This is a genomic window from Shewanella sp. GD03713, assembly GCF_029843705.1.
In the GTDB taxonomy this organism is placed as follows: Bacteria; Pseudomonadota; Gammaproteobacteria; order Enterobacterales; family Shewanellaceae; genus Shewanella.
Genome location: NZ_JAOCIW010000001.1, coordinates 735,819 through 751,013, shown reverse-complemented (window position 1 = coordinate 751,013; position 15,195 = coordinate 735,819). Strand labels below are relative to the sequence as shown.

The 15,195-nt window shown below is 46.0% G+C and carries 12 protein-coding genes and 1 riboswitch; of the genes, 6 read left to right on the top strand and 6 right to left on the bottom strand.

Annotation, left to right across the window (positions count from 1 at the left end):
• Positions 1-119: 119 nt before the first annotated feature.
• A riboswitch (Lysine riboswitch) is annotated at positions 120-294 on the bottom strand.
• 241 nt (positions 295-535) lie between these two features.
• Positions 536-970 carry a DUF3293 domain-containing protein gene (locus tag N5E87_RS03345; RefSeq protein WP_011621450.1) on the bottom strand — a complete coding sequence of 145 codons (435 nt, stop codon included), beginning with the start codon at positions 968-970 and terminating at the stop codon, positions 536-538.
• A gap of 586 nt (positions 971-1,556) precedes the next feature.
• Here N5E87_RS03345 and arcA point away from each other — a divergent pair.
• Positions 1,557-2,273, top strand: coding sequence for a two-component system response regulator ArcA (gene arcA, locus N5E87_RS03340; RefSeq protein ID WP_007644695.1), 717 nt, complete (start codon positions 1,557-1,559; stop codon positions 2,271-2,273).
• 314 nt (positions 2,274-2,587) lie between these two features.
• On the opposite strand, the gene N5E87_RS03335 is transcribed toward arcA, so the two are convergent.
• Positions 2,588-4,879: a S9 family peptidase gene (locus tag N5E87_RS03335; protein WP_126512409.1), complete on the bottom strand. Its 2,292-nt coding sequence runs from the start codon at positions 4,877-4,879 to the stop codon at positions 2,588-2,590.
• A gap of 296 nt (positions 4,880-5,175) precedes the next feature.
• Here N5E87_RS03335 and N5E87_RS03330 point away from each other — a divergent pair, with 296 nt between their 5' ends.
• From N5E87_RS03330 to N5E87_RS03310, 5 genes are all read left to right on the top strand, one after another.
• Positions 5,176-6,168 (top strand): class 1 fructose-bisphosphatase, encoded by a 993-nt coding sequence (locus tag N5E87_RS03330; protein ID WP_086901963.1) that lies wholly within the window; start codon positions 5,176-5,178, stop codon positions 6,166-6,168.
• Between the two features lie 564 nt (positions 6,169-6,732).
• Positions 6,733-7,722: a nuclease-related domain-containing protein gene (locus N5E87_RS03325; protein WP_086901962.1), complete on the top strand. Its 990-nt coding sequence runs from the start codon at positions 6,733-6,735 to the stop codon at positions 7,720-7,722.
• 27 nt (positions 7,723-7,749) lie between these two features.
• A complete protein-coding gene (locus tag N5E87_RS03320) occupies positions 7,750-8,703 on the top strand; it encodes a hypothetical protein (protein WP_086901961.1) in 954 nt (317 codons plus the stop codon).
• A 637-nt stretch (positions 8,704-9,340) separates the two neighbouring features.
• Positions 9,341-9,829, top strand: coding sequence for a TIGR00645 family protein (locus N5E87_RS03315; protein WP_011621445.1), 489 nt, complete (start codon positions 9,341-9,343; stop codon positions 9,827-9,829).
• A 407-nt stretch (positions 9,830-10,236) separates the two neighbouring features.
• A complete protein-coding gene (locus N5E87_RS03310; protein WP_086901960.1) occupies positions 10,237-10,707 on the top strand; it encodes a hypothetical protein in 471 nt (156 codons plus the stop codon).
• A gap of 62 nt (positions 10,708-10,769) precedes the next feature.
• Here the strand turns inward: N5E87_RS03310 and N5E87_RS03305 are convergent, their stop codons facing one another.
• The 4 genes from N5E87_RS03305 to N5E87_RS03290 form a co-directional block, all read right to left on the bottom strand.
• The gene (locus tag N5E87_RS03305; RefSeq protein ID WP_086901959.1) at positions 10,770-12,020 is read right to left on the bottom strand and encodes a dicarboxylate/amino acid:cation symporter; all 1,251 of its coding nucleotides are present in this window, start codon (positions 12,018-12,020) and stop codon (positions 10,770-10,772) included.
• A gap of 390 nt (positions 12,021-12,410) precedes the next feature.
• Positions 12,411-13,283: a Wadjet anti-phage system protein JetD domain-containing protein gene (locus N5E87_RS03300; protein WP_086901958.1), complete on the bottom strand. Its 873-nt coding sequence runs from the start codon at positions 13,281-13,283 to the stop codon at positions 12,411-12,413.
• Entirely contained in the window at positions 13,271-14,491 is a 1,221-nt protein-coding gene (locus N5E87_RS03295; RefSeq protein ID WP_011715822.1) for a hypothetical protein, read from the bottom strand. The genes N5E87_RS03300 and N5E87_RS03295 overlap by 13 nt, the downstream gene beginning before the upstream one ends.
• Before the next feature lie 42 nt (positions 14,492-14,533).
• Positions 14,534-15,187 carry a hypothetical protein gene (locus N5E87_RS03290; RefSeq protein WP_037422308.1) on the bottom strand — a complete coding sequence of 218 codons (654 nt, stop codon included), beginning with the start codon at positions 15,185-15,187 and terminating at the stop codon, positions 14,534-14,536.
• Positions 15,188-15,195 lie beyond the last annotated feature (8 nt).

The following is a 15,195-nucleotide window of genomic DNA, read 5'->3' as shown; positions in this document are numbered from 1 at the left end:
GACACGGCACAAACTAGGATAAGATCTTGATTAACTAACATGATTACGCTCCGAACCAACTTCGTTCGAAGAGCCTGGTGCTCAATGATACGCACCCCAATAGAAGGGAAACAGCAATCGTCACCAGAAGCTCTCCACCAATTACAGGTGACAATCGTTAGGATTCAGCCTAAGCGACCGACATAAACATGCAGCAACCACATCTATGCCTCGGCGTTAATCTCCCTCATCAATCATCGCTGGAGTTTGTGCTCCTCTGACTGACTACCTAGTTAACGCTCCTCTTCTGTTCCTTTCCGCCGGAAAGGGACGAAAAAAGTAGCAATAAACCCCTAATGAAGTCAATGCTAATTTCACATCGCATAAACAAATTCAATAAACGCTTTTAAAAACAATGAGCAATTTAGCGGTAAAGCCTAAGCAAAAATGGCGGATAGGTATCATGCAGGGATTAACAGGATTAAAAAATAACTGACCTAGCCTTGCCCTTTACAGGCAAAGCCGGATAAGAAAAATAGTAATAAACTCGCGGGGCTTAGGTCGCTAGATCGGGCAGTTCGTAAACCAAACGCACGTGATCATTAAACAGGCCTAAACACACTTCATCATGCCCGGTGATGGTGCAAGGCACTAAACTCACCTCGCCCTTTTCCACCATGTAGATGGCATATTGATTAAACTTTTTCCCCAACTGCAGCGCCATGCTTCTATCGACAAACACCGCCCAGCTCTTTTCCATATGGGATAAATCTGGCGATGCGCCCACCATTGCACGATAGGGGCTGCCGATTAATTCAATATCACGGAGAAGTTGGCGGTCGAGTAAACGGTTTTGGCTGGGACTGAGGAGGGTTGAAGCGGGATTATGGGCGGTAATTACAGCAAAGGAAAAATCACAGGATAATGCTTGAGTAAGCAAAAACAACGGCTTCTGGTAATGCTGCCACAAATCTTGAGTCATGTTGTCCATTGGTAGTCTAGTCGAAAAATGAACCCGAGTTAGTGTAGCAGAGCGCTTCCAAAATCCAAAGAGGCGTGAACTAGGTCACAAGAATTAAAAATACATTAGTTATACTAATCAATGACTAAAGTAAATATCATGATAAATCAGGGCCTCATCCAGAAATTTGTTAACATTTCATTTGTTAACAAATGCCTAAAACGAGTACAATGACGCCATTGGCTAGTTGAGCAGATAACATTAAGTTTGCTTAATCTTGACAAGGGTTTGTTAGATTCCTCTGTGAAATCACCCAAGGCTAGCCAGACATCTTTTAAAATGTGTTCTACATTTGAGTTATCATTTAAACATTTTAAAAAAAACAATAGTTAAGGAACTATTTATAACTATTGCTTATCGAAGTTGATACTGGTTACGTTTTATCGTATTACACTTTAAACGTGCACTTTATATACATCCTGATGTGTCGCCGTAAAGATCTTTCCTTTGAAGCACAGAGCAGTTAGAGGAAGTATCAACATTTTATGAATATAAGGATCCGATGTAAGCGGTCCTTATGGTTAGAATAAAATTGGTTAAAATTTAGGTAATTAATATGCAAAATCCGCACATTCTGATCGTTGAAGATGAAGCCGTTACCCGTAACACGCTGAGAAGTATTTTCGAGGCAGAAGGGTATGTGGTAACTGAGGCCAATGATGGCGCAGAAATGCATAAGGCTATGCAGGAAAACAAAATTAACCTAGTGGTTATGGACATTAACCTACCAGGTAAAAACGGTCTGTTGTTGGCACGTGAATTACGTGAAATCAACAACATCGGTCTGATCTTCCTGACAGGCCGTGACAACGAAGTCGACAAAATCCTTGGACTTGAAATTGGCGCGGACGATTATATTACCAAGCCGTTCAACCCACGTGAATTGACGATTCGTGCTCGCAACCTTCTGACTCGTGTGAATAGCGCTGGTAACGAAGTCGAAGAAAAGAGCTCTGTCGAATACTACCGTTTCAACGATTGGAGCCTAGAGATCAATAGCCGTTCTCTGGTGAGCCCACAGGGTGAATCTTACAAGCTACCACGTAGCGAATTCCGCGCTATGCTGCACTTTGTTGAAAACCCAGGCAAAATCTTAACTCGTGCCGATCTGCTGATGAAGATGACTGGCCGTGAGTTAAAGCCACACGACCGTACTGTTGACGTGACTATCCGTCGTATTCGTAAGCACTTCGAAAGCTTGCCAGATACGCCAGAAATCATCGCGACTATCCACGGTGAAGGCTACCGTTTCTGCGGTAACTTAGAAGACTAATCTTCGAAGTCCGTTTGAATAATAAAAAACCAGATCCTCGGATCTGGTTTTTTTATCTCTGCAATATGGCAAATCCTCTGCCCCGCTTTATCACCCCGCCAAACTTTAATCGCCAAGCTGAAATAGCCATTGCAGACTTTAAAGCGCACCGATTGGAATGGAGCACTTCAAGTGCTATCCACAGCCTTAACTCAGGTGCTAGCTAAGGTGGTAGCTGAGGTATTAGCCAAATACCGAGTGTAAAAAAAGAGTAAGGTGTTAGCCTCACTCTTGGATAACGGCAATCGCTTGGTTAAACAGCGCTCTGCTGTGGGTTATTTGCCGCTTTTAAGCTGTCTATCGAGGAAATCTGCCAGCGAGCGATATAAGTGGTTACGCACTTTCTCACCGCGCATCGAATGCTTAGAACCTGGATAATCAATCATCTGGAACAGTTTGCCCTCGTCCTGCAACGCCTTATACACGCGAGTACTGTTTTCAAACAATACGTTATCGTCGGCCATGCCGTGGTACATCAATAGCCCAGACTGATAGTTTTTCACATAGGGAAACACGCTACTGGCTTCGTAACCTTGTTCATTATTCCCGGGATGGGCGAGATAACGTTCGGTGTAGTGAGTATCATATAAACGCCAATCGGTGACGGGCGCGCCCGAAATCGCCGCCTTAAAGTAATCCGGCGCCTTAAACAGACTCATCAAGGCCATATAACCGCCGTAGCTGTGGCCATAAATCGCCACATTATCGCTATCGACAAAGGGCAAGCTGCGCAGATAATCGACGCCAACCTTTTGGTCGTTCACTTCCGCCTCGCCCAAGTGACGGTAAATTACCTGTTCGAACTGAGTGCCTCTGTGGGCACTGCCACGGTTATCAAGTTGAAATACCACATAACCTTGCTGCACTAAGTATTGGGTAAAGTAATCCTGCTCACTCCAGCTATTCGTTACCAATTGCGCATGCGGGCCGCCATAAACGCGCACGACTACAGGGTATTTTTTGATCGCATCGAAGGGCACAGGTTTAAAGAGACGCGTTTGTAAGATTTGACCATCTTCGGCTTTAAGCTCTTTAAACTCAGGCAGTTGCCACAAGCCAGCATAGTCATACAGAGGATGACCGGCTTTGACTTGGTTCTGCTCGACCCACGCCAAGTGTTGACCCTTATCGCCGTGCAAACTGATCTGTGGCGGCTGAGATAAGCTATTGAAATAATCCAGATACACGCTTTGACTATCGGCAAATACCGGATTGTGCATCCCCGCCTCGCTGCTCACGCGCTCAACCTTGCCACCCGCTAACAGCACACGGTAAAGGTGTTTTTCGATAGGGGTATCTTTGCGGCTAGTGAAATACACCCAGCCTGCGGTTTCATCGATATATTCCAGCTCATCGACTGCCCAATTGCCCTTGGTCAGTTGCGTCTTCAGCTTACCTTTTAGGTCAAACAAATAGAGATGATTAAAGCCGTCACGCTCCGAGGCCCAGATAAACGCCGACTGTTGCTTTAAGAAGTGCAGGTCATTGTTAAGATTCACCCAAGCATCGCTACGCTCTTTGACTAAGGTTTTCGGCTTGGTCAGCGCATCGAGCGCCACCAGTTGCAGGTCTAATTTTTGTTGATCACGGCTCTGCCACTGGAAGGATAAATGCTTGCTGTCGGGTAACCAATCGACGCGAGGCAGGTAAATATCCTTATTTTTATCATCGCTTAAGGTGACCCAATTGATGGCTTTATTATTAAGGGTCACAACACCCAGTTGGATCTCGACATTGTTTTTACCCGCCGCCGGATAACGCTGCTCGGTAAGCTTAATGCCATCGGCGTAGATTTCATTGCGGGTGACTAACTCAACGCCCGACTCATCGATACGGGTAAAGGCGATGGCCGATTCATCTGGCGCCCACCAGTAACCCGTCATACGATCCATTTCTTCCTGGGCGACAAATTCCGCCATGGCATTTTTAATCGCGCCGCCACCGTCTGCGGTCATGGCCTCAAGCTTTTTAGTCGCTAAATTGAGTACATACAGATTTTGGTCCCGCACAAAGGACACAAAATTGCCCTTGGGCGATAGGCGCGCATCGGTGGCAAAGCCCTCGCCTATCGGCAGTTGGCTAACGCTGTAATCCGCTAAGGAGAAGTAATACAGATTCCCCGAGGCAGGGATCAACAGCGCCTTGCTATCGTCCGCCCAGAAATATTCCATAATGCCTTCGCCATAAATACGTTGGCGCTCGCGGCGAGCCTTTTCTTCATCGGATAACTCATTGCTCGCCAGTTTATCGGCGTTTAGCAACAGGCTAGATTCGCCCGTCTTCACGTCCATCTGCCAGAGATCGTAAAAATTCTGGTTGTCTTTACGTCCCGCAAGATAGGTCACCCTTTGACCATCTGGGGATAACTTTAATCCACGGGGACTCGTGCCCGCCAAGGCAGGCGAAGCATTCATGCGCTCGATAGTCAGCGGCGTTGTGCCGCCTTCAAGCGCATAGGCGGGGGGCAATATCGCGCTAGAAACCATGGCCAGTTGACTCGCTATCAGTAGGGATGAGGCGCCCAATGTCACCGAGCGCAGGGAAGAAGCGAACCCATTTTTAGTCATTATTATTCCTTGGAAGCATACTCGCCTTAAGGTGGCGATCAAAAACTGCCGTCATTGTGCCAAGGCAAAGCCTAAATAAAAAGCGCAGGCAATATACAGATACAAATTAGCTGGCGAACTCCTGCGGTTAGCTCAATTTTCAAGATAACCCACTCAGTCTGACACATAGGGATAACCCTCTTGGCTTAAATTGATTAAAACCCACAGCAACATCGCTGAAATTGTCGACTAACTGAGTTATTATTCGCGGCAAATAATGAAATTGACCTCAATGTTGAACCCCTAAAGGACCTAACATGCAGACTCTTGCCCAGCACTTAACCTCAAAGGCAGTGAACGAATCCCTCTCGCAACTGATTTTGACCTTAGCCGACACCTCCAAAGCCATCAGCCATGCCGTGCGCCACGGTGCCTTAGCTGGCGTGTTAGGCGCGACCGAACAGGAAAACGTGCAAGGTGAAACCCAGAAAAAACTGGATATCATCACCAACGATATGCTCAAAGATGCATTAAAAGCCGACGGCACAGTGCGCGGCCTAGCCTCTGAGGAAGAAGATCATGTGGTTGAAGTCAGCGCCAATGGTCAATATCTGGTGTGTTTCGACCCTTTAGATGGTTCATCAAATATCGATATCAACTCGCTGGTCGGCACGATTTTCTCTGTTTTACCTGCACCACAAGGTGAGTTAACTGAAACAAGCTTTTTGCAATCGGGTCGCAATCAGTTAGCCGCAGGTTATGTGCTCTACGGCCCATCAACCATGCTCGCCCTCACCACAGGCCAAGGCGTGCAACTCTTTACCCTGCACCCAGAAACCAACGAATTTTTACTGACCAACGCGGCCATGAGCATCAGCCCAGACACCCAAGAGTTCGCCATTAACATGTCGAATCAACGTTTTTGGGAAGCGCCAATGCAGACCTATATCGCCGATTTACTGCTAGGCAAAATTGGCCCGCGCGAAAAATCCTTCAACATGCGCTGGATTGCCGCCATGGTCGGTGATGTGCACCGCGTACTTTCTCGCGGCGGTATCTTTACTTACCCAACCGACAATAAAGATCCGAAAAAGCCATACAAGCTGCGTTTAATGTACGAAGCCAACCCAATGGCCTTGTTAGTCGAGCAAGCTGGCGGTAAAGCCTCTACTGGTTATGAAACCATTTTGGATATTCAACCAACGCAAATTCACCAACGCGTTGCGGTTATCCTAGGTAGCGCCAATGAAGTGGACGCTTGCCTAAGCTACCATGGTTTGGATTACAGCGAAGAACCAACTCTGGATTAAGGCGAATCTCTTAAGCTTTGATTTTGATTTGTTTGATAAAAGCCACTGACCACAGTGGCTTTTTTGTTGTCGCTTAATGCGACACTTTGCATTCATTCTTAAGAAGAAAATCAAGATCGTGGGGCTTCACCCCACACCCGACCAAGGAGGACTGCTCGTCCTATCAAAAACGTCCATGTTAAGCTGCCAGCTCGATATCCCTATCTCGCGCTCAAAACGGCCGCAGGCCTTCGCCCTTGGATGCTCCAAGACGCCCCAACGGAGTTGAAAGCCCCTTGGGCATTTAGCGTCCTTATGCTATCGCGTCAGACGCTCGTCCCTGATTCGACTGACGCTATCTCGGCATCCATGCCTCGCTCACGCAACGAACGCAAATGCCCTGCGGCAACTCCGAGGGGATGACGAACTCCTGTAACTTCTGTGTTGGCTGTAAATCCCAAAGAGTTGCACTTTCCCATCATTGATCAACGTTAACCTTTAGCGATTTTTGTCTTTATCTTTCAATGGCACAGTGGGTATTATGAAACCGATTATTATCAAGTTATGAATGGACGCTGTTGATAAATGATTCTGAAAACTAAAACACTGCAAAATACCCAAACACCACAAACGATTGCGGGTCAAAAACAAGAACAGGACGTTGCCTTCTATCTACGCCGCGCTTTCAAAGATCATCCAGAAGTACTCGTTATCAATGATTTTCGATTCACCTTTAACGGTGAAACAGCCCAAATTGATCACTTAATTATTTATCCCTACGGCTTTGTTTTAATTGAGTCTAAAAGCATAAAAGGTCATGTAGATGTAAACCAACATGGCGAATGGACGCGCAGTCACGGCAATAACTGGTTTGGTATGCCATCACCAATCAAACAGGTTGAACTACAACAATCACTGCTTAAAGAGATGCTAAAGCAGCATAGAAGTGAAATTCTCGGTAAGTTACTCGGGATAAGACAGCAAGGCTTTGGTATGCGGTGTTGGGATCATTTATGTGCGGTCTCAAGCGATGCGGTCATCAACAGAGAAACTATGCCTGCGGCAGTTTCAGAGCAGTTAGTTAAGACAGAGTTTTTAGTCGAGAAGCTTGAAAAGATCATGAATCTTAAAAGCAAATTCTTCCGAATTATTAATGTAAGTGATACCCGCCCAGACTTTAATCAAGAAGAGCTGAATTCAATCGCTAAGTTCTTAATCGATCGCCACCTAGACCAATCTCAAGCTGCGAGTGAAATAACGCCAGTACAAACACCACAAATCAAAGAACCTGTAGCCTCCTTTGCCGTTAACAAAGTGGCAGAAGTAAAAAACCAACCAATATCGCAACCTACAACAAACAGCATGCTTCGCTGTAAACATTGCGGAGAATCAACAAACTACACCCCGATGTACGGTAAGTTTGGTTACTACATAAAATGCAATCAATGCGCTAAAAACACGCCAATGAAACAAGCATGCCCACAGTGCCAAAGTACACAAACGAAAATAACTAAAGCTAAAGAGACCTACACACTACATTGTAATGATTGCGATAACCATTATAGGGTTATCTAAACGAAATCAATTAGGATACTCATAATTTTGTCTACTACAGCGAACATGAAACCTTATCAAATTAAGTTGAGGTACTTTTTATTACCAGTACTACTGCATATTAGCGGTATTACGCTATTATTTTTCTTATCATCTATATTCTTTACAAAGTATCTATCCGAGTTAATTGGTCACAATCACTTTTATCAAACCTATCTAACTAGCATTGAATGGAATGGGATTGTAAGCCTATTCTGCATTTCTGGATTTGTGTCATACCTCTCAGTTCGATTGATAAAAAAGCCATTTTCATTTATTGAATTTAAAAAGCCAAGATATAAAAATTCAATGTGTTTATCACTTTTATCACTGCAGTCACTTTTATTAATATCTGCTTTTTTATTGAGTTCATTTGGTTTATCAAGATTATCAGAACTAGATAGTCCAACCGAATGGCAAGAAAAAGGAACGCCTGTATATTTCACTGTCAAAACGGCTGATTTATCTGGGCAAAAATCAGTACACATCCAATTAAGTCCATCGCAAAGATACAGCAAGGCGATAGATGTGTTTTGTGTTATCAGCCTTGATAGCAGTGGCCATTTTTGGGCAGGTTTCAACTACCCATTTTCGGTTGAAAAAACAGAAAAATACCCAAGTGAAAAAATCGACAAGCTAATCAGTGATAGTGTTAATAAGTGTAAAAATACATCAAATAGTGATATCAAATACTTCAAAAAAAGTAGTTTCGCCTTTGAAAACAGTGGCTATTTAAATGCTTTAAAACGGATAGTTAGCAGCGATATACTAGAGAATAACAACATCACTTTATTTGTAGCATCACAACATCTCGAATTTAATAGTATAAAAACAGACCTATTAAATGGTTTCTTAATGATGTTCGCTACTATTATGACATTTTTGGCCTATGAACTCTGGCAAGCTAAAATACACTGGGAAACTTATTGGGCCCTTAAGAAAATAGAATCTGGGCTGGCATAACTCTTTTGGGATTTAGGGCAAACGCTTGGTTCACAGAAGTTCAGCTTCCCCGGCGAAGTTGCCGCGGGGCGTTGGAATAAATTGCGTGAGTCCGGTCATGGATGACCGGCTAGCTTTCGCAGGTACAGGGACGTTGCCTTCGGAAGCGATAGCAATTTATCCATAAGACCAAGGCCACTAACCAATGCATGTAACTTCGCTAGGGGCGTCTTGGAGCATCCAAGGAGGATAGGACGAGCAGTCCTCCTTGGTCGGGTGTGGGTTGAAGACCCACGACTTTGATTTACTTCGGCCGTAGGCCGCAAGACTCGTATACTCACAGCGATAACTTTGCCAATTCAAACGCCAAACAAACCAGCACTATTATCAAATGTGGGGTCAAACCCCACGACTTTCTCGGCCGTAAGGCCGCAATGACTAAACATCAGCATAATCAGGTGCGGGTGAAACCCCACTAACCTAACTCACTTGGCCGTTAGGCCACAAAACCAAATCAGCTATGCTCGCAAACTTGAGCTTAGCTGCATATACCTCACGCCTTTGCGATTGGCCGATAGCGCGGCATTAACCCAGTATGTTATTGTTTTGGCTTCATAGATTCGATTATTAAGCTTTAACCACTAAGGATTTGCTCCATATGGAAAAAATATTTGAAAGGCTAATGTACGCATCACGCTGGATTATGGCGCCCATCTACTTGGGACTGAGTCTAGTGTTGTTGGGTTTAGGCATTAAATTCTTCCAAGAGATCTTCCATATTCTGCCGATTATTTTTGAGATGACCGAAGTGGATCTGGTGCTGGTCACCCTGTCCTTAATTGATATCACCCTAGTGGGCGGTCTGATTGTGATGGTGATGTTTTCTGGCTATGAGAATTTTGTCTCGCAGCTGGATGTCGGCGAAGACAGTGAGAAGCTCAGCTGGTTGGGTAAATTAGATTCGGGCTCACTAAAAAACAAAGTGGCCGCCTCCATTGTGGCGATTTCGTCAATTCACCTGCTGAAAATCTTTATGGATGTGAAGAATATCGATAACGACAAAATCATGTGGTACTTGCTTATCCATATCACCTTCGTGGTGTCGGCCTTTGCCATGGGCTACTTGGATAAGATGACTCGTAAGTAAGCGGCGACATCGCCCCATGAGCGGCATTACTGTTTGAGTGTGAGTGCTAAGCGTGACGAAACCAGCCATTGCCAAACAATGCCGAGTGCCAAAGATTAAAACAAGCCACTGATAATAGTGGCTTTTTTATTTTCTGAACAAAAAATGTGCCTCGCACTTTGGTATTAATTTAGTTGGCATTGCATAAGTGCATGTTTGAATTGAAATTATTGCTTGAGATAATAGCCTGAGTTTTAACCTAAACGGCGTTTGATACCAAAGGCTAACCTTTTGAATCAAATTCAAGACCAATTAACCCAAAAGGGTTATTAAAATGCGTCAAGATTCTTTATAATCGCCAACATTTTGACAATGTAGCAACACAAATCATCACCTGTATTCGTCCGCACAATTAACAAGGTAGTAAAGTGAAAACACAGTTACTGGCCCTCATGCTCGTCAGTCATTTAGGCTACGCATATGCCAAGGAAGATTTAGCCACAAGCTTAGACACCGCAGAACCCGCCCCTAAAAGCCATAGCATCGACTTTATTGATAAAGGCCTCAAGCTGAGCTTGAGCTGCTCCGTTGGCGAAACCCAACCCATCTTAAACGTCACTATGGGTGAATCCTTTGCATTTGGTAGCGATCCAAGCGTGCTAATTATTCGCAGCGACAAGCAGCACAGTGTGAAATTTCGCGGCACCGCGACCTTGATGAACTTTACCAGTTTGCCAAAGGCTGACGACGATCTGTGGCAGGCGTTAGCTCAGCTACAAACTCAAGAACTAAGCCTTGAGGCCGTTTCGTTTCGCTCAAGCAAATACACTAGCTCAACCTTAGTGGCCGTGGGATTTAGTGAAGCGGTCAGCCAGCTAAAACAGAAGTGTAGCCAGTAAGGGCGTGTCTCGTCCTGATACAAAAAAGCCACTGTAATCAGTGGCTTTTTTAGTTGTGCGATTTAAGACTCGCTATCGACCAGCTCGACTTGATGGGTCTTTTCGGTTTGGTCGACTATGGTCAACACCGCCGTATCCCCCACTACGTTGCAGGAAGTCAGCACCATGTCGATGATGCGATCCAGCGCGGCCACAATTGCAAAGGCTTCAATCGGCAAGCCCATTTGATGGATTAATACCCCAATCATCACCATGCCGCCACCGGGCACACCACCCGCGCCAACAGATAACAGGAAGATACTAAACAGCAGCGATGGCAATTGCTCGCTGGTGATTGGCATACCGAAGGCATTGGCCACAAAGAAAATCGCAATCGTGATATAAATCGCCACGCCGCCCATGTTCATGGTTGCCCCAAGCGGCACGCCAAAGCCTGCCACGGCGCGATTAACCCCAAGCTTTTCGGTTAGGGTGCGCATAGTCACAGGAATCGTGGCATTAGAGCTGGCAGTAGACAGGGAAAACAGCACTTGCTCTTGGGTTTTCTCGCGAAAGCTCTTGGCCGAAATCGGTGTAAAGAACCCCACCGCCAGCGGATAGACCACAAAAATCCACAATAATAACAGCGCCAGAATGATCACGACATATTCGAGCACACTCATAAATACTGCCGCATCTAAGGTGGCACCTAACTTAAACATCAGCGCAAACACGCCATAAGGCGCAAGGCTCATCACCACAGAAATCAGTTTCATCATGATTTTATTGGCGGTTTGAAAACCTTGTACCGCGCCAGCCACATGCTCGCCAAGGGATTTAATCACCCCGCCCAGCATCAGTGCCATAAAGATCACTTGCAGCATATTGCCCGACATAAAAGCCGCTACCGGGTTGCGCGGCACTATATCAATCAGCAGCGCCATTAAGCTGGGAAGTTCGGTCGCGGTAATCGCCACCCCATCAGAGCTGCTCATATCGACGCCTTTACCTGGGTCGAGCAATAGCACCACTAACAGGGCGGTTGAGATAGCGACCACGGTATTAACGATGTAAAAGCCGAAGGTTTTGCCGCCAAGGCGCCCAAAGCTTTTTAAGTCCTGCAGCTCACACACGCCGCAAACGATACTGACAAACACCAGAGGCACGACCAACATCATGATCATATTGACGAACATAGTGCCGACGCCGCCAGCCAGTTCGACTAAATTGCCAGAAAAGAAGCCAATATCGTTTAGAAAATATTGCACTAAGGTGCCGAGAATAAGTCCCGCAAACAGACCGATAAAGATCCGTGTCGAAAGTGATTTAATCATGCTTATGGTTTCCCCAAATAGCTCATCTTTTATTCTTCATCTTCCTTGATGAGCAAAATCGCCATTCCCTTTTCGGTTCAGGCGGGGATAGTGAAACATGCTGGCAGTAAATTCAATGAATAAATTTACTTATTTCATTTTCAATTAAGCCAAACTCATCACAAAAATTTTGTATTTATATGATTTTTATTGGAAATAAAATTATCGATTAATAATTACGCTATTAAGATGCAAGTTAAAAAATCAAAATTTAAACAGTATTTAAACCAAATAAATACAATTAATCGATTCAGCTTGAATAATGCTAGATTTAAAAACCAAATAAGCATTTTAATCAGAATTAAAAACTGCTTATTAAGACATTTATAGAGAGATGGGGAAGGATAACGACTAACAATATGCCAGTAGCACTAGCTCAAGCCGATGCGCTAGCAGGTGCTGCTGTTTAATGCTAATGCGTTGCTGAATTAACCAAAGGCTTAATTGCTGCCAATTTTTTAAGTCGGCTGACTGTAAGTATTTAGCCTGAGGCGCTTGCTTGGCAAAGTCATCTGCGGAATTAATCTGTGGGATAGCGAGTAACTCGCTGGGCGCAAAAAGCGCTAACTTTGGCACGATACAATGGGTCATGCCCGTTAAGGTGTGGGCAATTTGCAGCCCTGCAGGGTCGAGATCGGTAAAGGCAATGATCGGCATTTTACCCGCCATCGCCTGTAAAAACTGGCGCACCCCAATGGGGGAATGGTTGCCGCTACCACGGTAAATCACCATAACGCGGCTCAGTTCGGCGGGTAAGCGCGCTTGAGTGATTGCATCGAATATATCTAGGTTTTCAACCACTAAGATAGCGTTAACATTAAGCTCATGGCAAAGCTGCTCTGTTTCATCTAAGGGAGTGCGTAACGCAGAACGCGCAGACATCCCCATGGGAGGCGATTCAAAACCGAGATACTTCAACAAAACATACTCGGCTTCGGGGCGGATACTCGCCAGCTTTTCATTCTGGCTTTGGGCGGACATGGCGATACGGTCTAGATTAAAGTCCAGAGCCTGTAAATCGACGCCCTCTTTTGCCAACACGCCTTTGCGTAGCAATTCAAAATCCCGTGGCGCAAAACACAAATATTTTTCCGCGCCATCCAGATCGCCCACTTCTAATTCGCGGTAAATCGTTCGCCAATTCGGGCTAAGTTTCACCCTTGGAGCGCGGTTAAGATAAACGCTCTCCAAGAGTTGCAACTGCTGCTTGCCTAGGCGAGCCATAATTCCACATCGCGGATAATAAAGTTACCGCTGTAGATGGGGTGAGGTTCACCTAATGGCTCTAACTCAAAGTAAGCCTTATGCTCATCGGGTAAGCCTTCGTAGCCGCCAATCACTTGATAAATCCAGCTTTCGGCATCCCACGGCAGGGCTTTTTCGGCTAAGTAATCGAGCGCAGACTGACGTAAGCCCGACTCAATCACGTCGACAAAGTAAGTGTCGACCGCTTGCTTGAGTGGATTATCAGGAATATCAAAGTCTTCATTCTGCGTCAGCGGCACGGCCACATCCTGCTCGCGCACTGTCTCGACTATGCCCTGACGGCTAATCGCCTTGATATGGGCGACGATATTCATCAACTCAAACTCTTGGCTGGCGTTATGCACATCCACAGATGCTGGAGCCAACAGCACTTCGGCGCGATTGAAAAGGCTTGGGATTTCCTTGTGGGACACATGGTCCGCAGGGCGATAATCCGGGTGCAAATCGGTGTACAGTAACCAACCCTTAAGCAAGCGGGTACGGCCGCGAATTTGCCTAAAGCGACCGAGAAGTTCCAGCAATCTGCCCTGCACCACACTGAGTTCCTGGGCGCAGTCGCTCATAGTTTCCTGCAAAGTCGTCACCAGCAGCTTACGCAGCTCACGGATATCACCGGCGATTTCACCTAATTCGCTAAACTGGAACATCTCCAAGCCATTGAGCAATTCAGATACTTGGCTTTGGGCGAGTTCGTTTTCACGGATCTTAGCGTTAATGGTACCGACATAACCGAACTCGTTGTTGATGCGTCCCCACAACACGCGGATGGAGTAGCGTAAACTGTCGGCAAAGCTATACACATGCTCACTTAAATCAGACAGATACGCCTCGGCGGCACTGTAATCTGAGCTGTGGCGCGCTTCTTTATAATGGTCGGCCAAGGTCTTAATGGTGGCGAGCGCCGAGCCGACGTTGGAGTCGATTTGGCGATTGCGCTCATCACTTAAGCCCTCTTCGAGCAAGGCACGCACCGAGCGTTTAAGGCGCAGCTCTTGGTCTGGCTCTGGGCGCCATAAAATCCCTGCCTGCTTGAGTTTTTCAACCACGGCGGGATCATGGCTCTCTTCCTTGAGCGAGCCTGCCAGATAGGCGTCCATGATGATGTCAGCATGGCGACCTAACTGCTTGAGTAGCTTCACCCCAGCCTGATGTAAATTACTGCTCATCACGGCCTCCTTGGTTGAAGCTGTGCGTTATCGTCCAATGCATCATAGTAAATCCCGCTGCGTCGCCGTTTCCGCCTGCGCTTCAAGGCTGAGGCCTTCGGTCTCGTCGATAAAGCGGATCACTTCGTACAGATAATCCAACTTGCCAGTGGCGATATAAATTTGTTTTTCCACGTTAGGGCGCACCAGATAACCAAGCTCCACTAAGCGCTTGAACACTAACTTAATTTGCGCATCGCTATTGGTACTGGTTGAACCGAATAAGCGGTATTGGCTGAGTTTGGCCAACTGCTCACGAAACGCGGGCGTATCTTCAATTCGGCTTTGCAACTCGGTTAAACGCACTGGCGCGCCTTCGCTTAAGGGGGCATCTTGGCCGCTGGCTTCTTGCACTAATACCAGCCACTCCACCATAGGGATAAGTGCCTGACAAATATCCTTAAACTGCGATGAAATCACCTTACGTTCGCTTTCGCCTAACTGCAAATAACCGCAGAAAAACACATCGCCCTCGGCGGCCGAAGCAACGGTGCGATTGATTTGATTCAAATAAGCCTCGACCCGCTCGCGGGTGCTGTTATTTTTCAATGCGCGCCAGCCATCTTCATTGGTGGTGCGGCAAATAAACTCACCTTTTAGCAAGAGTTCGATAATGGCGCCCGTGCCGACTAATACGGTTTGGTTTGACTCATTCATGGCTGCAC